General features: G+C 68.6%; 21 protein-coding genes and 1 tRNA gene. 16 read left to right on the top strand and 6 right to left on the bottom strand.

Annotation, left to right across the window (positions count from 1 at the left end; all coding sequences use genetic code 11):
* Nucleotides 1-7 precede the first annotated feature (7 nt).
* The 5 genes from ADL01_RS10100 to ADL01_RS10085 all read left to right on the top strand — a co-directional run bounded on the left by ADL01_RS10100 (nucleotide 8) and on the right by ADL01_RS10085 (nucleotide 2,742).
* Complete coding sequence (locus tag ADL01_RS10100) at nucleotides 8-613, top strand: DUF2017 domain-containing protein (RefSeq protein ID WP_053741587.1); 606 nt, start codon at nucleotides 8-10, stop codon at nucleotides 611-613.
* A gap of 115 nt (nucleotides 614-728) precedes the next feature.
* Entirely contained in the window at nucleotides 729-1,151 is a 423-nt protein-coding gene (locus ADL01_RS10095) for a Mov34/MPN/PAD-1 family protein (RefSeq protein WP_053741586.1), read from the top strand.
* Nucleotides 1,152-1,273: 122 nt separating this feature from the next.
* A complete protein-coding gene (locus tag ADL01_RS47475; protein WP_107090850.1) occupies nucleotides 1,274-1,372 on the top strand; it encodes a putative leader peptide in 99 nt (32 codons plus the stop codon).
* 124 nt (nucleotides 1,373-1,496) lie between these two features.
* On the top strand, nucleotides 1,497-1,775 hold the full coding sequence (locus tag ADL01_RS10090) for a MoaD/ThiS family protein (RefSeq protein WP_053741585.1): 279 nt from the start codon (nucleotides 1,497-1,499) through the stop codon (nucleotides 1,773-1,775).
* A 16-nt stretch (nucleotides 1,776-1,791) separates the two neighbouring features.
* Complete coding sequence (locus ADL01_RS10085; RefSeq protein ID WP_053741584.1) at nucleotides 1,792-2,742, top strand: PLP-dependent cysteine synthase family protein; 951 nt, start codon at nucleotides 1,792-1,794, stop codon at nucleotides 2,740-2,742.
* 19 nt (nucleotides 2,743-2,761) lie between these two features.
* Here ADL01_RS10085 and ADL01_RS10080 read toward each other — a convergent pair whose 3' ends face one another.
* A complete protein-coding gene (locus ADL01_RS10080) occupies nucleotides 2,762-3,229 on the bottom strand; it encodes a type II toxin-antitoxin system PemK/MazF family toxin (RefSeq protein WP_053741583.1) in 468 nt (155 codons plus the stop codon).
* A gap of 206 nt (nucleotides 3,230-3,435) precedes the next feature.
* On the opposite strand from ADL01_RS10080, the gene ADL01_RS10075 reads away from it, so the two are divergent.
* Complete coding sequence (locus ADL01_RS10075; protein WP_053741582.1) at nucleotides 3,436-4,188, top strand: MBL fold metallo-hydrolase; 753 nt, start codon at nucleotides 3,436-3,438, stop codon at nucleotides 4,186-4,188.
* A 75-nt stretch (nucleotides 4,189-4,263) separates the two neighbouring features.
* Here ADL01_RS10075 and ADL01_RS10070 read toward each other — a convergent pair whose 3' ends face one another.
* Nucleotides 4,264-5,568 carry a PTS transporter subunit EIIC gene (locus ADL01_RS10070; protein WP_053741581.1) on the bottom strand — a complete coding sequence of 435 codons (1,305 nt, stop codon included), beginning with the start codon at nucleotides 5,566-5,568 and terminating at the stop codon, nucleotides 4,264-4,266.
* 204 nt (nucleotides 5,569-5,772) lie between these two features.
* On the opposite strand from ADL01_RS10070, the gene ADL01_RS10065 reads away from it, so the two are divergent.
* The 4 genes from ADL01_RS10065 to rdgB all read left to right on the top strand — a co-directional run bounded on the left by ADL01_RS10065 (nucleotide 5,773) and on the right by rdgB (nucleotide 8,049).
* On the top strand, nucleotides 5,773-6,006 hold the full coding sequence (locus ADL01_RS10065; protein WP_006373882.1) for a glucose PTS transporter subunit EIIB: 234 nt from the start codon (nucleotides 5,773-5,775) through the stop codon (nucleotides 6,004-6,006).
* 92 nt (nucleotides 6,007-6,098) lie between these two features.
* Entirely contained in the window at nucleotides 6,099-6,836 is a 738-nt protein-coding gene (gene rph / locus ADL01_RS10060; RefSeq protein WP_053741580.1) for a ribonuclease PH, read from the top strand.
* A gap of 138 nt (nucleotides 6,837-6,974) precedes the next feature.
* Nucleotides 6,975-7,403, top strand: a complete 429-nt coding sequence (locus tag ADL01_RS10055; RefSeq protein ID WP_053741579.1) for a hypothetical protein — start codon at nucleotides 6,975-6,977, stop codon at nucleotides 7,401-7,403.
* A gap of 43 nt (nucleotides 7,404-7,446) precedes the next feature.
* On the top strand, nucleotides 7,447-8,049 hold the full coding sequence (gene rdgB, locus ADL01_RS10050) for an RdgB/HAM1 family non-canonical purine NTP pyrophosphatase (protein ID WP_053741578.1): 603 nt from the start codon (nucleotides 7,447-7,449) through the stop codon (nucleotides 8,047-8,049).
* A 65-nt stretch (nucleotides 8,050-8,114) separates the two neighbouring features.
* Here the strand turns inward: rdgB and ADL01_RS10045 are convergent.
* From ADL01_RS10045 to bcp, 3 genes are all read right to left on the bottom strand, one after another.
* Nucleotides 8,115-8,197: transfer RNA gene (locus tag ADL01_RS10045), tRNA-Leu, on the bottom strand.
* A gap of 54 nt (nucleotides 8,198-8,251) precedes the next feature.
* Nucleotides 8,252-9,256: an HNH endonuclease gene (locus tag ADL01_RS10040; protein ID WP_053741577.1), complete on the bottom strand. Its 1,005-nt coding sequence runs from the start codon at nucleotides 9,254-9,256 to the stop codon at nucleotides 8,252-8,254.
* 147 nt (nucleotides 9,257-9,403) lie between these two features.
* A complete protein-coding gene (gene bcp / locus ADL01_RS10035; RefSeq protein ID WP_053741576.1) occupies nucleotides 9,404-9,871 on the bottom strand; it encodes a thioredoxin-dependent thiol peroxidase in 468 nt (155 codons plus the stop codon).
* Nucleotides 9,872-10,029: 158 nt separating this feature from the next.
* Between bcp and ADL01_RS10030 the strand changes: the two genes are divergently transcribed.
* Both ADL01_RS10030 and ADL01_RS10025 read left to right on the top strand, forming a co-directional pair.
* Nucleotides 10,030-10,362, top strand: coding sequence for a DUF3618 domain-containing protein (locus ADL01_RS10030; protein ID WP_053741575.1), 333 nt, complete (start codon nucleotides 10,030-10,032; stop codon nucleotides 10,360-10,362).
* A gap of 75 nt (nucleotides 10,363-10,437) precedes the next feature.
* Nucleotides 10,438-10,740 carry a GroES family chaperonin gene (locus ADL01_RS10025; RefSeq protein WP_420719700.1) on the top strand — a complete coding sequence of 101 codons (303 nt, stop codon included), beginning with the start codon at nucleotides 10,438-10,440 and terminating at the stop codon, nucleotides 10,738-10,740.
* A gap of 112 nt (nucleotides 10,741-10,852) precedes the next feature.
* On the opposite strand, the gene ADL01_RS10020 is transcribed toward ADL01_RS10025, so the two are convergent.
* Complete coding sequence (locus ADL01_RS10020) at nucleotides 10,853-13,477, bottom strand: transglycosylase domain-containing protein (protein ID WP_234354579.1); 2,625 nt, start codon at nucleotides 13,475-13,477, stop codon at nucleotides 10,853-10,855.
* A gap of 211 nt (nucleotides 13,478-13,688) precedes the next feature.
* Between ADL01_RS10020 and ADL01_RS10015 the strand changes: the two genes are divergently transcribed.
* The 4 genes from ADL01_RS10015 (at nucleotide 13,689) to ADL01_RS10000 (ending at nucleotide 17,187) form a co-directional block, all read left to right on the top strand.
* Complete coding sequence (locus ADL01_RS10015; RefSeq protein WP_053741573.1) at nucleotides 13,689-14,489, top strand: ABC transporter permease; 801 nt, start codon at nucleotides 13,689-13,691, stop codon at nucleotides 14,487-14,489.
* 106 nt (nucleotides 14,490-14,595) lie between these two features.
* Entirely contained in the window at nucleotides 14,596-15,402 is an 807-nt protein-coding gene (locus tag ADL01_RS10010) for an ABC transporter permease (protein WP_053741644.1), read from the top strand.
* Nucleotides 15,403-15,493: 91 nt separating this feature from the next.
* Nucleotides 15,494-16,462, top strand: a complete 969-nt coding sequence (locus ADL01_RS10005; RefSeq protein WP_053741643.1) for an ABC transporter ATP-binding protein — start codon at nucleotides 15,494-15,496, stop codon at nucleotides 16,460-16,462.
* A 32-nt stretch (nucleotides 16,463-16,494) separates the two neighbouring features.
* Nucleotides 16,495-17,187 (top strand): DUF1707 SHOCT-like domain-containing protein, encoded by a 693-nt coding sequence (locus ADL01_RS10000; RefSeq protein ID WP_053741572.1) that lies wholly within the window; start codon nucleotides 16,495-16,497, stop codon nucleotides 17,185-17,187.
* The last annotated feature ends 82 nt before the right edge of the window (nucleotides 17,188-17,269 follow it).

Raw genomic sequence — 17,269 nt, 5'->3', positions numbered from 1 at the left:
TCACTTCATGTCAGGACAATTCGAACCGATCCCCGGCGGCGGCGCGGCCATCGCGCTCGACGACGTCGAGATCTCCATCATCCGGTCGCTGTCCGTCCAGCTCCTCGAGCTGATCGGCCCCGGCCCCGCCGAGGACGCCTCCGACGACCCGCTCGCCGAGCTGTTCGCCGAGGGCCCGACCGAGCCCCCCTCCGACCCCGTCCTCAAGCGACTGTTCCCGGACGCCTACGGCGACCCCGTCGACGTACCGTCATCGCCCGAGCAGGCCGCGGAGGAGCGCGAGCACGCCGCCGAGTTCCGCCGGTTCACCGAGAACGACCTGCGCACCGGCAAACGCGACGGCGCCCTCGCGGTGATCCGCTCCCTGGACGCGCTGACGCCCGCCGGTGACGGGGGCGCGGTGCTCAAGCTGTCCCACGAGGAGTCCCAACAGTGGCTGGGCACCCTCAACGACCTGCGCCTGGCGATCGGCTCGCGCCTGGACATCGTCGCCGAGGAGGACGCCGACCTCCTCTACCGACTGCCGGACGACGACCCGCGCAAGGCGCTGGTGATGGCGTACCTGTGGCTCGGCGGGCTGCAGGAGACCCTGGTCGCCACGCTGATGCCTTGATGCTGTGATGCCGTGATCGTGCCCTGATCCTCTGAGGCGTCACGAGATTCCGGCATGTGGGCCCTCCCGTACCACCCCTCGGTACGGGAGGGCCCCTCTGCTTATCCTGGCCAGCATGCTGACCATCACCCAGGCCCTCGTCGACCAGATCGTCGCCCACGCGCGCAAGGACCACCCCGACGAGGCATGCGGCGTCGTCGCCGGCCCGGAGGGCTCGGACCGGCCCGAGCGCTTCATCCCGATGCTGAACGCGGCCGGTTCGCCGACGTTCTACGAGTTCGACAGCGGCGAGCACAAGAAGGTGCACGACGAGATGTGGGACCGCGACGAGGAGGCGGTGATCGTCTACCACTCCCACACCATGACCGAGGCGTATCCGTCCCGCACCGACATCTCCTACGCCCACGAACCCCAGGCCCACTACGTCCTCGTCTCGACCCGCGACACGGACGGCGCCGGCGACTTCCAGTTCCGCTCCTTCCGCATCATCGAGGGCGTCGTCACGGAGGAAGCGGTCAACGTCGTAGAGGCGTACTGACAGGTGTACTGACAGGTGTACTGACCGCCCTGCGACCTGGCGATCTCACCAGGCGGCTCGAAAATGTCCAGAGTGCGGGACAGGCCTCCAGAATCCGGACCGGGAATCGATACGATGAGCCCATGGTTTCCTACGACGTGAGCGAGAAGACGCCGGGCACCCCGCTGCTCGTGGCGCGGCTGCACGTCGACCTGTGCAGGCTGGCAAGCGCCATCTGTTGATGCTGCACCCTGCCGCCGTACGGCCGTGAGCCCGCGGCGCCTCACATGCGTGACCTGCGTTAACCCCGTTTTACGCGCCGCCGCGCGCCCATCGACCTACCACTCCCGACAGGAGCCCCGAGCCATGGCCATCGAGGTCCGCATTCCGACCATCCTCCGCACCTACACCGACGGACAGAAGGCCGTCCCCGGTGCGGGGGAGACCCTCTCCGAGCTCTTCGCCGACCTCGAGACGCGGCACGCGGGCGTCCAGGACCGCATCGTGGACGACGGCAAGCTGCGCCGCTTCGTCAACGTCTACCTCAACGACGAGGACGTCCGCTTCCTCGACGGCATCAACACCAAGCTCGCCGACGGCGACACCGTGACGATCCTGCCGGCCGTCGCCGGTGGCATGGCCTGATCGGCCCCTGGCACCCATGCGCTACGACTCGCCGCTGGCCGCGGTAGGCAACACCCCCCTGGTGCGCCTGCCGCGGCTGTCGCCGTCCGCCGACGTACGGATCTGGGCGAAGCTGGAGGACCGCAACCCCACCGGCTCGGTCAAGGACCGCCCCGCCCTGCACATGGTCGAACAGGCCGAGAAGGACGGCCGGCTCACCCCCGGCTGCACCATCCTCGAACCCACGTCCGGCAACACCGGCATCTCCCTCGCCATGGCCGCCAAGCTCAAGGGCTACCGCATGGTCTGCGTGATGCCCGAGAACACCTCACAGGAACGGCGCGAACTGCTCGCCATGTGGGGCGCCGAGATCATCCCCAGCCCCGCCGCCGGCGGCTCCAACACCGCCGTACGCGTCGCCAAGGAGCTCGCCGCCGAACACCCCGACTGGGTGATGCTCTACCAGTACGGCAACCCGGACAACGCGGGCGCCCACTACGCCGGCACCGGCCCGGAGATCCTCACCGACCTCCCCTCCATCACCCACTTCGTCGCCGGCCTCGGCACGACGGGAACCCTGATGGGCGTCGGCCGCTACCTCCGCGAACACAAGCCCGACGTGAAGATCGTCGCCGCCGAGCCCCGCTACGACGACCTCGTGTACGGCCTGCGCAACCTCGACGAGGGCTTCGTACCCGAGCTGTACGACGCCTCCGTCCTCACCACCCGCTTCTCCGTCGGCTCGGCGGACGCGGTCACCCGCACCCGGGAACTCCTCCAGCAGGAGGGCATCTTCGCGGGCGTGTCCACCGGCGCCGCACTCCACGCCGCGATCGGCGTCGGCAACAAGGCCGTCAAGGCCGGCGAGAGCGCCGACATCGTCTTCGTCGTCGCCGACGGTGGCTGGAAATACCTCTCGACAGGCGTCTACACGGCAGCCACGACGGAGGAAGCCATCGAGACACTGCAGGGCCAGCTCTGGGCGTAAGCCCCCAGATTTACGGACATCACGGCGCGAGGTGTCGGACCTGGTCCCACAGGGCCGGGTCCGCCACCCCCACCCGCCGCCGGAACTCCCCCAGATGCAGGTCCCGCAACTCGCCCGTCTCCAGAAAACTCGGCCGCCCCTGCGCGTCGCCCACCGCACCCGGCGGCAGCGGGATCACCCCTGGCCGCTCGTGGTGGTACTTGCTGGTGATCTTCGCGACCGTCGCCCGCCGCCCACGCACCGTGAGCACCAGGCACGGCCGGTCCTTGCCTCCGGGGCCGTCCTCGAAAGGCACGTTCGCCCACCAGATCTCCGCGGGCCGCGGCCGCACAGCCCGCCCCCGCTGCCCTTTCGGCCCCTCGGCGCGCCCCGGCGGCCGACTCCCGCGCCTCGGGGGCCGATGCCCGCGTCCCCAGCCGTCCACCAGCGCCGCGACCAGCGCGAGCAGCACGACGGCCGCCAGGGCGAGCCACCATGACGTGTCCATACGGAAGACGGTACCGGCGCACTTCCCGCCCCGTCCCCCTACGGGTGCTTCCCGTCCAGCCGAACCGGTGACAGCGCAGGTGAGTTCGCCCACAACAGCCCCAGGCGGAGGAGCGACAGGGGGTTTTGCGCCTTACGCTCGAAGGCACCGCAAGAACCCCGTTCACCCTTGTTTTGACGCTCCCCGCCCGCGGAGGTTTCTGCTTTATGAAGCTCACCGTCGTCGGCTGCTCGGGGTCGTTCCCGTCCGCGGAATCGGCCTGTTCGAGCTACCTCGTAGAGGCCGACGGCTTCCGGCTGCTCCTCGACATGGGCAACGGTGCCCTTGGTGAGTTGCAGCGCCACTGCGGTCTCTACGACCTCGACGCGATCTTCCTCAGCCATCTGCACGCCGACCACTGCATCGACATGTGCGCGTACTTCGTCGCCCGGTACTACCGACACGACGGCGGACGCTGCGACCCGATCCCGGTCTACGGCCCCGAGGGCACCGAGCACCGCCTCACCGTCGCGTACGGCGACACCCCCACCGCCTCCTCCATGAGCGAGGTCTTCGACTTCCACACGGTCAAGCCGAGCACCTTCGACGTCGGCCCGTTCACCGTCCACACCGAACGGGTGCGCCACCCGGTGGAGGCGTACGGCATCCGGATCGAGCACGCCGGGAAGTCGCTCACGTACTCCGGTGACACCGGCACCAGCGACGCGCTGGACCAACTCGCCCGCGAAACCGACCTGTTCCTCTGCGAGGCCGCGTTCACGCACGGCAAGGAGAACATCCCGGACCTGCACCTCAACGGCCGCGAGGCAGGCGAGACGGCGAACCGCGCGGGCGCGCGCAAGCTCATACTCACCCACATCCCCCCGTGGACCGACCCGCAGGTCAACCTCGCTGACGCCCGCGAGGTGTTCAGGGGCCCGGTGGAACTGGCGGCGCCTCGCGCGTCGTACGAGATCTGACGCCCGGTACGCACACGAAGGCCCCGGAACCGAGTCGGCGGGTTCCGGGGCCCATGTCATGCCGTACGGCACGGCTCACGCCTTGGTGAGGTCCTCGATCTCCTCCTCGGGCTCACGGCCCGGGGTCGGGAGATTGAACTTGGTGATGGCGAAGCGGAAGACGAAGTAGTAGATGGCGCCGAAGGCGAGCCCGATCGGGATCAGCAGCCAGGGCTTGGTGGAGATGCCCCAGTTGATGAAGACGTCGATGAAGCCGGCCGAGAAGCTGAAGCCCATGTGCATGCCCAGGGCCCAGGTCACGGCCATCGAGACCGCCGTGAGGACCGCGTGGATGGCGTACAGCACCGGGGCGATGAACATGAAGGTGAACTCGATCGGCTCGGTGACACCCGTGACGAACGAGGTCAGCGCCATCGACATCATCATGCCGAGCACGGCCTTGCGACGCTCGGGACGGGCGGAGTGCGCGATCGCGAGGGCGGCGGCCGGCAGACCGAACATCATGATCGGGAAGAAGCCGGTCATGAACATTCCGGCGGTCGGGTCACCGCCGAAGAAGCGCGGCAGGTCGCCGTGGAAGACCGTGCCGGCGGAGTTGGTGAAGTCGCCGATCTGGAACCAGGCCACCGAGTTCACGAACTGGTGCATGCCGATCGGGATCAGCGCACGGTTGATGAGGCCGAAGAGAGCGGCGCCGAAGGAGCCCAGACCGGTCATCCACTCGCCGAAGCTGGTGATCACGTCACCGATGGGCTGCCAGCCCACGACGACCAGGACACCGAGCACGGTTCCGAGGGCGGCCGTGATGATCGGGACGAGCCGGCGGCCGTTGAAGAAGCCGAGCCAGTCGACGAGCTGCTTGCGGTGGTAGCGCTGCCAGAGCACCGCCGTCAGGAGACCGAGGATGATGCCGCCGAGCACGCCCGGGTTCTCGAAGGTCGCGGCCTGGGCGGCCTCGGTGCCCTTCTGCCAGAAGCCGCCGCCGAGTCCGGTCCCGGTATAGGTGGCGCCGTCGTGGCCGTCCTTGATCGGGTACTGGTGGATCACCGCGTAGTAGGTGAGGAACCCGACCACGGCGGCCAGCGCCGTCGAGCCGTCGGACTTCTTCGCGAAGCCGATGGCCACGCCTATGCAGAACAGCAGGGGCAGGCCGAAGGAACCGTCCAGCAGGGCGCCGCCGGCTCCGGCGAACACCTTCGCCACATCGGCGGGGATGTGGAACCGCTTCTGGGAGTCCGCTTGACCGAGCCGGAGCAGAAGCCCCGCCGCGGGAAGTACGGCGATCGGCAACTGCAGGCTGCGGCCGACCTTCTGCAGGCCCTGGAACAGGCCGGATCCCCTCTTCTTCGCGGGGACCGCCGCGGTGGTGGCGGTGCTCATACATCCTCCAACGGGTGAACGTGGTCTACACCAGTCAGTGGTGTAGACCATGTTGTAGCACGGTGAAGGCCGCATAAGGAACCCTCGATTTCACAACAGATGCAGACTGGTGTAGACCAGTCCGCGAACAGTGCGCAGACCGCTCGCGAAGATCGGCCAACTGTGGGTTACTGCGACAAAGTGGCTCGGACCAGGGAGTAGGACATGTCCACCAAGGCAGAGAAGATCGTCGCCGGACTCGGCGGCCTCGACAACATCGAAGAAGTCGAAGGCTGCATCACCCGCCTGCGCTGCGAGGTCATCGACCCCGCCCTGGTCGACGACGCGGCCCTCAAGGCCGCCGGCGCCCACGGCGTCGTCAAGATGGGCACCGCCATCCAGGTCGTCATCGGCACGGACGCCGACCCGATCGCCGCGGACATCGAGGACATGATGTGAACACCCTTGATTAGTACGGACGTTCACCCCCTGAGGGGCCCTCTCCCACCACGGGAAGGGCCCCTTCCGCCGTAACGGCTAGGCTCGTCGCCATGTCACGTATCGACGGCCGCACCCCCGAACAGCTCCGCCCCGTCACCATCGAACGCGGGTGGAGCAAGCACGCCGAGGGCTCCGTCCTCGTCTCCTTCGGCGACACGAAGGTCTTCTGCACCGCCTCCGTCACGGAGGGCGTCCCCCGCTGGCGCAAGGGCAGCGGCGAGGGCTGGGTCACCGCCGAATACTCGATGCTCCCCCGCGCCACCAACACCCGCGGCGACCGCGAATCCGTCCGCGGCAAGATCGGCGGCCGGACACACGAGATCAGCCGCCTCATCGGCCGCTCCCTGCGCGCCGTCATCGACTACAAGGCTCTCGGCGAGAACACGATCGTCCTCGACTGCGACGTCCTCCAGGCCGACGGCGGCACCCGCACCGCCGCCATCACCGGCGCGTACGTCGCCCTCGCCGACGCCATCACCTGGGCGCAGGGCAAGAAGCTGATCCGGGCCGGCCGCCAGCCCCTCACCGGCACAGTGAGCGCCGTGTCCGTCGGCATCGTCGGCGGAGTCCCGCTCCTCGACCTCTGCTACGAGGAAGACGTACGCGCGGAAACCGACATGAACGTCGTCTGCACCGGCGACGGCCGCTTCGTCGAGGTCCAGGGCACCGCCGAAGCCGAACCCTTCGCCCGCGACGAACTGAACGCCCTCCTCGACCTCGCCGTCGCCGGCTGCACCGACCTCGCGGCACTCCAGCGCAAGGCGCTGGACGCGACCCTGGAAAGGTAAAGGGCGCACCAAATAAGGTGACGGTCGCGGGCAACCGCGCAGCAGCTCCACCGCGTCTCCAGGGACAAGAAGAAACATTCGGGCGTACGGCGACGAGTACCGCCGTACGCCCGGCCAGTCAACGGAGGGAACCGAACCATGCCCGTCAGCCGCCGACTCCGTAACGCCCGAGGCCTCGGACGGGGGCGCCGAGTGACAGCCGTCGCCGCCACCGTGGCGGCCGTCGCGCTGACCGCCGGGCTCACCACCGGATGCGACGCCGTCAACAAGGCCCTGGACTGCGTCCAGACCGCCGACGCCATCGCCACCAGCGTCTCCAACCTCCAGCAGGCCGTCGAGAACGCGGTGAACGACCCGACGCAGGCCGACGAGGCCCTGGCGGCGATCGACAAGAGCCTCGACGACCTCGGTGACAAGACCGACAACACCGACGTCAACAAGGCGGTCGACGGCCTCAACAGGGCCGTGGACAACGTCCGTAAGGCCATCAAGGACGGCGACGCGACCCCGGACGTCAGCGGCGTCGCGGACGCGGCGGGCGAACTGACGAAGGTCTGCACGTCGTAATCGGGTCGCCGACCAGCCCGGAACGGCCGGGATACTGGACGCCATGACACGCCTGATCCTCGCCACCCGCAACGCCGGAAAGATCACCGAACTGAGGCAGATCCTCGCCGACGCGGCCCTCCCCATGGACCTGGTCGGCGCGGACGCCTACCCCGACATCCCCGACGTCAAGGAAACAGGCGTCACCTTCGCGGAGAACGCCCTCCTCAAGGCCCACGCCCTGGCCCAGGCGACAGGCCTCCCGGCGGTGGCCGACGACTCGGGCCTGTGCGTGGACGTCCTGAACGGCGCCCCGGGCATCTTCTCGGCCCGCTGGTCAGGACGGCACGGAGACGACAGGGCCAACCTTGACCTGCTCCTGGCCCAGCTCTCCGACATCGCGGACGAACACAGGGGCGCCCATTTCGCCTGCGCGGCGGCACTGGCCCTGCCGGACGGCACGGAGAGGGTGGTCGAGGGCCGCCTGAGGGGCGTACTCCGCCACACCCCGGAGGGCTCGGGCGGCTTCGGCTACGACCCGATCCTCCAGCCGGAGGGCGAGACCAGGACGTGCGCCCAGCTGACGGCGGCGGAGAAGAACGCGATCAGCCATCGGGGGCAGGCGTTCCGGGGGTTGGTGGCGGTGGTGCGGGAGTTGCTGGGCTGAGGAGTGCTTACCAAGATGGTCCGGCTTGCAGAAGTCGCAAGCCGGACCATAGAAGTGAAGGTAAGTGCGGCCTGAGGGATTCGAACCCTCACGGGATTGCTCCCATCGCGCCCTAAACGCGAGGCGTCTGCCGTTCCGCCAAGGCCGCCAGTCACCCGCTGTCCAGCATGACGGGCGGCTGCAAGTGTACGGGGCGACCGCGTCACCCCGCGAGAGGCGCCCTCCCCTTTTTGCGGCACCAGGTCTCCGTCACAGCGTGGCAGTTAGGGCAGAGGTATCGCAGATTCTCCCGGCGGTTGTCACGCCAGGCTCCGTTGATGTGGTCGATCTGCAAGGTGATGGGGCGGCCCAGCCATTCGCCGGTGTTGCCGCAGCTCTCGCACGCGTAAGGCACTCCAAGCTCGTTCAGGGCCCGGTGTAGTTGAGTCCTGTTGGTCCGGCCTGCGTGGTCGGGCAGCAGGACGAGTACCCGGTGAGCGGTGGGTGCTGGTGCGGGGGCATCGGGTCGGCCCCAGGCACGGCGCTTGAAGTGGGTTGTGTCGAGGCCGAGGCGGGCTGCCGTGCGACGGACGCGCCGGTGGTTGATGTCATTGACGTCCATGCCGAGGCCACGCATCACGTCGGCATAGCTCGTGGAGCCCGGAACAAGGTCGCGAAGCTTGTCTTCGGGGATGGTCGCGCGATGATGCGAGAGATGCTCTGTACTGACGCCCTGTGCACGCAGCATGCGGCTCAACGTCGCACGAGAGCGACTGTCGTCCGGTACGCCCAGGGCCCGCGCCACACCACGCACGCTGGTGACGTCTGCTGCCGCCGCCTTCAGTTCCTCAGGGGTGAAGGGCAGGTCCAACTCTGCACGGTTCGCGCCGGGAAAGTGGCTGATGTCGATGCCCGCGGCGTCGATGCGACGCCTGATGTGGGAAAGGGTTCCGGTGGCTGGGGTGGCGCCCAGCTTGAGGGCCACTTCGCGTAGCGACGAAGAGGAGTTCGCGGCTTCCGCGATGGCGGCGTCAGGGTACTTGCGCCATGGGCTCGGTTTCGCGAAGTGGCTGGTGTCCAGTCCATGACCGGCGACTTTCTCCTGGAGCACGCGCCGTTGCCCTCCGCTGGGCCGGAGATCGAGCCGCCGCATCAGATCCGTCCAGTTACGTGCTTCGGCGACGACCGGTGCGAGCCGCTCCTTGCCGTACGGGTCTGTTGATGGCATCACTGCTCTCTCCTCCGCTTCCCGACCACCCGTTCGTGGCCTCGTACGGAGTAACGAACCGTTTATCGGACAGTCACGCCCGAAATGCAAAGCGGCCCGCGCCGGGCTTGAACCGGTACGGGCCGCCCGAGCAGGCGAAACGGGCCCTCAGACGCCCAGGTCCTTAATGATCTTCGCTACGTGGCCCGTGGCCCGGACGTTGTACAGGGCCCGTTCCACCTTGCCCTCCTCGTCCACCACGATCGTGGAGCGGATGACGCCCATGTACGTCTTGCCGTAGTTCATCTTCTCGCCGAAGGCGGCGTACGCCTCCAGGACCGTCTTGTCCGGGTCGCCGAGCAGGGTGACCTTCAGGTTCTCCTTCTCGCGGAACTTCGCGAGCTTCTCCGGCTTGTCGGGGGAGATGCCGATCACGTCGTAGCCCGCGCCGGCCAGGAGGTCGAGGTTGTCCGTGAAGTCGCAGGCCTGCTTCGTGCAGCCGGGGGTGAGGGCGGCCGGGTAGAAGTAGACGATGACCTTGCGGCCCTTGTGGTCGGCCAGCGACACCTCGTTGCCGTCGGCGTCGGGCAGGGTGAAGGCCGGGGCCACGTCACCGGGCTGGAGTCGCTCGCTCATCGGTCTGGTCTCCTCGTACGTCCTCGTGAGTCCTCGTGCGCCCGTGGAAGGGCGCGGTCCGAGCCTAACCGGGGGTGCTGACAGTGCGGTCGTAGGCGGAACTGACAGACTGTCCGGAGTAGTGCATCAATGCGGTAGCGGACTTCGGAGGGCGTACGGTGGCGGACACCTCGGACAGCAGCAGAACCCCGGCGCAGATCGAGGCGGACATCAGGCGTCGTCGCGAGACGCTGGCCGAGACGCTCGACGAGATCGGGGTGCGGGTGCACCCGAAGACGATCGTCGGCGACGCCAAGGCCAAGGTCGTCTCGAATATCGATCACACCCTCGGGCGTGCCTACGTCGGCGTCAACCGGCTCGTCGGCGACGTCAAAGGACAGTTCGTCGACGTGGACGGCGCGCCGAGGCTGGAGCGGATCGTGCCCGTCGCCCTTGTCGTCGTGGGGCTCGTCGGGGTGCTCGCTCTGGGTACCAGGCGGCGCAAGGGCTGAAGAGGCGGGTAGGTTCGGAGGGTGAGTGCCAAAGGCAATGAGAAGAGCATCCATCACGACAAGTTGCCCATCCGGATGCTGCACGACCGTGTGCTCGTGCGGCAGGACGTCAGCGAGGGCGAGCGGCGTTCCGGCGGCGGCATCCTGATTCCCGCCACGGCGGCGGTCGGGCGCCGGCTGGCCTGGGCGGAGGTCGTCGCGGTCGGGCAGAACGTGCGGACGGTGGAGCCGGGCGACCGTGTCCTGTACGACCCGGAGGACCTTTCCGAGGTGGAGGTGCGCGGGGTCGCCTATGTGCTGATGCGCGAGCGTGATCTGCATGCCGTCGCGGCGGACCGCTTCGAGGGGTCCGAGGACTCGACCGGCCTGTATCTCTGACCTCCTGTATCTCTGAGATGACCTCCTGCATCTCTGACATACAGAAAGGAGGGGCTGGTGACCATGGTCACCAGCCCCTCCTTTCTGTATGTCGGGTCGCCGTCAGTCGGCGTCAGTTTGTTCTCGACGGGCTGAGCGCCCCGCCCGCCACCCCCGGCGTCGTTCCTCCCGTGTCGCCGCCCGAGTCCGACGTCCCGCCGGTGTCGGTGGTCCCGCCGCCGGTGTCGGTCGTGCCCCCGGTGTCCGTCGTACCGCCGCCGGTGTCGGTCGTGTCGCCGGTGGTGCCGTCGGTGGTTGTGCCGCCCGTGGTGGGCGTGCCCCCGGTCGTCGTGGTGTCGCCGCCGGTGGTCGGGGTGCCGCCCGTCGTCGGGGTGCCGCCGTTCGTCGTACCCCCTGGGGTGGGTTTCGTGCTCGGGGTTTCCTTGGGGCCGCCGGTGGTGCCGTCCGTGGTGCCGCCGTTGTCCTGGCCGGCGTCCGTGCCGGGGTCGGGCTGCTGGTCGGCGGGCGGGAGCGGCTGTTCATCGGCGCCGTCCTGGAGCTGGAGGTCGAAGTCCTTCGCCTCCTTGCCCTTCAGGGCCGTCTTGGTGAACTGGGCCCAGATCTCGGCGGGGGCGCCGCCGCCGTTGACGCGTTCGAGGCCCATCGCGCCGTACAGCGACTTGTGCTTGCCGGTGACGGGGTCCTGGCCCATGACGGAGACGACCGTCGCGAGGTCGGGGGTGTAGCCGGCGAACCAGGCCGCCGTGTCCTCCTCGGCCGTGCCGGTCTTGCCGGCGACCGGGCGGTCGGCCTCCTGGGCGGCGGTCGCCGTGCCCTCCTCGACCACGCTCTGCAGGACCGCGGTGGTCGTGTCGGCGGCCTCGCGCGAGACGACCTGCCTCGGCTTCTGCTTGGGGAGGGTCACCGCGCCGTCCTGGCCGTCCTTGGTGATCTTCTCGATGATCGTGTACGTGCCGTGCTTGCCGTGGTTGGCGAGCGTGGCGTACGCCTCCGTCATGTCGAGGACGCTGGCCGTCGACGTGCCGAGGGCGATGGACGGGTACGGGTTGAGGTCAGGGGTGTCGGAGGGCAGACCGAGGTCGACGGCCGTCTTCCGGACCTTGGCGGGGCCGACGTCCACCGCCATCTGCGCGTACACCGAGTTGACGGACTTGTTGGTGGCGGTGCGGACCGTGATCTCGCCGTACGTGCCCTGGTCCTCGTTCTCGGGGGCGTACTCCGCGCCGCTCCAGCCCTGGACGGGGCGTTTGTTGGTGCCGTCGTAGTAGGTGTTCGGGGTGATCGTCCGGCCGTCCTGGGTCACCGAGCCGTTCTGGACGGCGGAGGTGAACACGAACGGCTTGAAGGTGGAGCCGTCCTGGTAGTCGCGGCGGGTCGCGTTGTTGACGTACTGCTTGGTGTAGTCGATGCCGCCGTACATCGCGAGGACCTTGCCGGTGGCGGGGTCGATGGCGACGCCGCCCGCGCGGACGTAGTTGTCGACCTTGTTGTTCTTCTTGTCGAGCTTCTTCATCACCTTGTCGTTGACCGCCTTCACGAAGGCGTCCTGCTTGGGCTTCTGCAGGGTGGTGGTGATGCGGTAGCCGCCGGCCTGGAGTTCGTCCTCGGTGAGGATCTTGTTGTCGAACAGGTAGTCGTCGACCGCCTTGACCAGGTAGCCGCGCTGGCCGGACAGGCCCGTCGAGACGATCGACTGCCTGGGCTCCGGGAACGTGATGCCCTTGCGCGCGGACTCGGTCAGCCAGCCCTGCTTGACCATGCCGTCGAGGACGTAGTTCCAGCGGGCGAGCGCGGCCGGCCTGTTCTCGGGGTGGGCGATCACGTCGTACTCGCTGGGCGCGTTCAGCAGTGCGGCGAGGTAGGCGCCCTGGCCGGCGGTCAGTTCGACGGCGTCGACGCCGTAGTAGGCCTGGGCGGCGGCCTGGAGGCCGTAGGAGTTGCGGCCGGCGTAGCTGGTGTTGAGGTAGCCCTCGAGGATCTGGTCCTTGGATTTCACCCGGTCCAGCTTGATCGAGATGAAGAACTCCTTCACCTTTCGGGTGACGGTCTGGTCCTGTGCGAGGTAGTAGTTCTTCACGTACTGCTGGGTGATCGTCGAGCCGGACTGCTTGCCCTTGCCGGTCACCGTGTTCCAGGCGGCGCGGAGCATCGCCTTGGGGTCGATCGCCGACTCGGTGTAGAAGTCGCGGTCCTCGGCTGCCAGTACGGCGTGCTGGGCGTCCTTGGAGATCTGCGACAGGGCCACGTTCTCGCGGTTGACCTCGCCGTCGCGGGCGAGCTGGCTGCCGTCGGCGTAGAGGTAGACGTTGCTCTGCTTGATGGCCGCCGCGTTCGCCGCCGGGATGTCGACCATGTAGTAGCCAAGCGCGAACAGGCCGATGACCAGCAGGATCCCGACGAGGAACGTGCCGAGCACGAAGCGCCAGGTCGGGACCAGTCGCCGCCATCCGGTACGCCGAGGACGCTTGGCCGTCGGAGCCGTCGGAGCCGTCGGAGCCGTCGGAGCCTGCGTGGCCTGCGTGGCCTTCTCGGGTGTCCCGCCCTCCGCGACGTCCGATTCCCGGTCCGGTTCCGCGACCGGTTCCGCGACCGGTCCCGCGACCGGTCCCGCGACCGGTCCCCCATCCGAATCCGTGTCGGGGGCCGTCTCGGGTTTCGGGTCGGTTTCTGCGACGGGTACGGGTTTTGCGGGTGCCGGGTCCTGCGTCGGTTGCTGCGGCTCTGGCTGGTCGCTCATGTGGTGCACGGACTCCTGTTTCGCGTCGTACGTTCCCGTACGACCTCTCACGCGTTTCAAACCTCTACAACGCCCCCTCTTGAAGACTGTCGCACCACCCGATCAGTTCCCTGACCTCGGCACGGTTCCGCCGAAAACGCGTGGCGGGCGGACAGCGGCGTGGACTAGGCTCCTGCGCTTCGGTCCGGAAACGTCGCGGAAGGCTGGTGTCGTGGGTTCTGGGCGGTTGTACGCGGCCGTCGCGGCCGGGGGTTTCCGACGTTATGCCACCTACCGGACGGCCACGCTGGCGGGGATGTTCACCAACACCGTCTTCGGCGTGATCCTGGCCTACACCTACATCGCGCTGTGGGACGAGAGACCGCACCTCGGTGGGTACGACCAGTCCCAGGCTCTCACCTATGTGTGGCTGGGCCAGGCGCTGCTGATGACGATGTGCGTGATGGGCACTGGCTTCGAGGACGAGCTGATCGAACGTATCCGTACGGGTGACATCGCGATCGACCTTTACCGGCCGGCCGACCTGCAGCTGTGGTGGCTGGCCCAGGACATGGGCCGGGCCCTGTTCCATCTGCTGGGCCGGGGACTGATCCCGGTCGCGGTCGGCGCCTGGCTCTTCGACCTGACGCTTCCGACCTCCCCAGTGACCTGGCTGGCGTTCCTGGTCGCGGTCGCGCTGGGAATGCTGGTCAGCTACTCGTTCCGGTTCCTGGTGGCGCTGACCGCGTTCTGGCTCCTCGACGGTGCGGGCGTCATCCAGATGGCGTGGCTCGCGGGCGTGTTCTGCTCGGGCATGGTGCTGCCGCTGAACGTCTTCCCGGGGCTGCTCGGCGAGGTCGTACGGGCCCTGCCGTGGGCGGCGCTGATCCAGGCGCCGGCGGACATCCTGCTGGGGGAGGCGGATCCGCTGGGCACGTTCGCCTTCCAGGCCGGGTGGGCGGTGGCGCTGCTGGCGGTGGGGCGCTTGTTGCAGGCGGTCGCTACTCGGCGGGTGGTGGTTCAGGGTGGGTGACGTGGGGGATGTGGGTGTCGCCGGTGCGGTGCGGGCCGGTGTCCGGGGCGAGCGGTGGGACGGCGGTGAGGGCTGGGACGACGGGCCGCTCAGCCGCCGGGAGCGGGTGTTCGACGGTGTGCGGGCCTATCGGATGATCGCCGCGATGTGGATCCGGTCGACGATGGCGTACCGGGCGTCCTTCGTGATGACCACGCTCGGGAACTTCGTGGCGACCTGCCTCGACTTCCTGGCGATCGTGCTGATGTTCTCGCAGATCGAGCGGCTCGGCGGCTACTCGCTGCCCGAGGTGGCGTTTCTGTACGGGCTGTCGGCGGTCGCGTTCGGGATCGCCGACCTCGTCGTCGGGTCGATGGATCGGCTGGGGCGCCGGGTCCGCGACGGCACCCTGGACACGCTGCTCGTCCGGCCGGCGCCGGTGCTCGCGCAGGTCGCCGCGGACCGGTTCGCGCTGCGCCGCCTGGGCCGGATCACCCAGGGGCTCATGGTGCTCGGCTACGCCCTGCTCTCCCTCGACGGCGTCCAGTGGACGACGGCCAAGGTGCTGCTGATGCCGGTGATGGTGGTCAGTGGCGGGGCGATCTTCTGCGCGGTGTTCGTCGCGGGCGCGGCGTTCCAGTTCGTGGCGCGGGACGCCTCCGAGGTGCAGAACGCGTTCACGTACGGCGGCAGCACGCTGTTGCAGTATCCGCCGGGTCTGTTCGCGCAGGATCTGGTGCGCGGGGTGACGTTCGTCCTCCCGCTGGCCTTCGTCAACTGGCTGCCCGCGCTGTATGTGCTGGGCCGCCCGTATCCGCTCGATCTGCCGACGTGGGTGGCGTTCCTGCCGCCGCTGGTGGCGGCGGGCTGCTGCGCGCTCGCCGGGCTGGCGTGGCGGGCGGGACTTCGTTCGTACCGAAGCACGGGGAGTTAGGCACGTGGACCTTTCGTTCAACGAGTCCGTCAACGAGTCCGTCAACGAGTCCGCCAATGAGTCCGTCAATGATTCGTTCAATGAGTCCTTCATCGAACTGGACGGCGTCGAGAAGGTCTTCGACGTGCGCAAGCGGACCGGGTTCATGAGGAGTGAGCGGCGGGAGGTGCGGGCGGTCGACTCGATCTCCTTCCGGGTGGCGCGCGGAGAGATGGTCGGCTACATCGGTCCGAACGGTGCCGGGAAGTCGACGACGATCAAGATGCTGACGGGCATCCTCACCCCCAGCGGCGGCCGGCTGCGCGTCGCCGGTATCGATCCGTCCCGTGAGCGCACGCGGCTCGCGCGGCGGATCGGGGTGGTGTTCGGGCAGCGTACGACGCTGTGGTGGGACCTTCCGCTGATCGACTCGTACCGCCTGATGCACCGCATGTACCGCATCCCTGACGCCCGTTACCGGGAGAACCTGGACCGTTGCGTCGAACTCCTCGAACTTGCCGACCTGTTGGACGTACCGGTCCGTCAACTGTCCCTGGGGCAGCGGATGCGCGGTGACATCGCGGCGGCTCTGCTGCACGACCCGGAGGTGCTGTACCTCGACGAGCCGACGATCGGCCTGGACGTGATCTCGAAGGCCAGGGTCCGTGAGTTCCTGCGGGACCTGAACGCCGAGCGCGGCACGACGGTCCTGCTGACGACGCACGATCTCCAGGACATCGAGCAGCTCTGCTCGCGCGTGATGGTCATCGACCACGGCCGCCTGATGTACGACGGCCCGCTGACCGGCCTGCACGAGGTGGGCGACAGCGAGCGGACCCTCGTCGTGGACCTGGAGCGGGAGCTGCCGCCGATCGAGGTGCCGTCGGCGCGGGTCGTACGGGTGGACGGCCCGCGTCAGTGGCTGGCGTTCCCGGCGACGGAGTCGGCGGCTCCGCTGGTCGCGCGGATCGCGGCGGATTATCCGCTGGTGGACCTGTCGGTACGGGAGCCGGACATCGAGGCCGTGATCGCGAAAATGTACGCCGAGCAGGCCGGGAAGTCGGGGCGCGCGGTCTCGTAGCGTGCCCCGGGGGGACCTCGTAGGCTGCGGGTATGACGGACGACCTTCCGGAGCTGCGCGCTTCCGACGCCGATCGTGAACGAGTCGCCGAGGTACTGCGGGACGCCCTCGCGGAGGGCCGGCTGGACATGGCCGAGTTCGAGGAGCGGTTCGACGCGACGTATCGGGCGCGTACGTACGGTGAGTTGGCGCCGATCACTCGTGACCTGCCGGGGGCCGGGGTGAGTGCGCCTGCGGTGAGCATGGTCAAGCAGCCGGTGGGTGGCGGGAGTTGGGCGGACCGGATCGTCGGGGGTGAGGGGTCCTCGCGGTGGGCTGTCGCCGTCATGGGCGGGTTTCAGCGCAGGGGGCGCTGGACGGTGCCTCGGCGGTTCAACTCGTTGGCGTTCTGGGGCGGCGGGGAACTCGACCTGCGCGAGGCGAACTTCGTGGACCGTGAGGTGGTTGTCAACTGCGTCGCGATCATGGGCGGCATGAATGTGGTTGTGCCGCCCGGCATCGAGGTGGTCGTGCGGGGCATCGGCATCATGGGCGGCTTCGACCACAGCCAGGAGGGGGTGCTGGGAGATCCCGGCGCCCCGCGGGTGATCCTCCAGGGGGTCGCCTTCTGGGGCGGGGTGGGAGTCACCCGCAAACTCGCGAGGGCGGAACGCCAACGCCTGAAGGCAGAACGGCGCCAGGAGAAACTGGAACGCGGGGAGGGTCGGGGGGAGTTGGACGCCTGAGGCCCGGGGTGCGGCTGGGCGGGGGGCGGAGTCGCGCAACCCGGCGCTGAACGGGCGCCGCTGCGCCTACCCGTGCCGCCCC

The organism is Streptomyces sp. NRRL WC-3618, from assembly GCF_001280005.1.
GTDB lineage: Bacteria > Actinomycetota > Actinomycetes > Streptomycetales > Streptomycetaceae > Streptomyces.
Note: the sequence above shows the minus strand (reverse complement) of the source record. Positions and strands in the feature narration are given on the sequence as shown.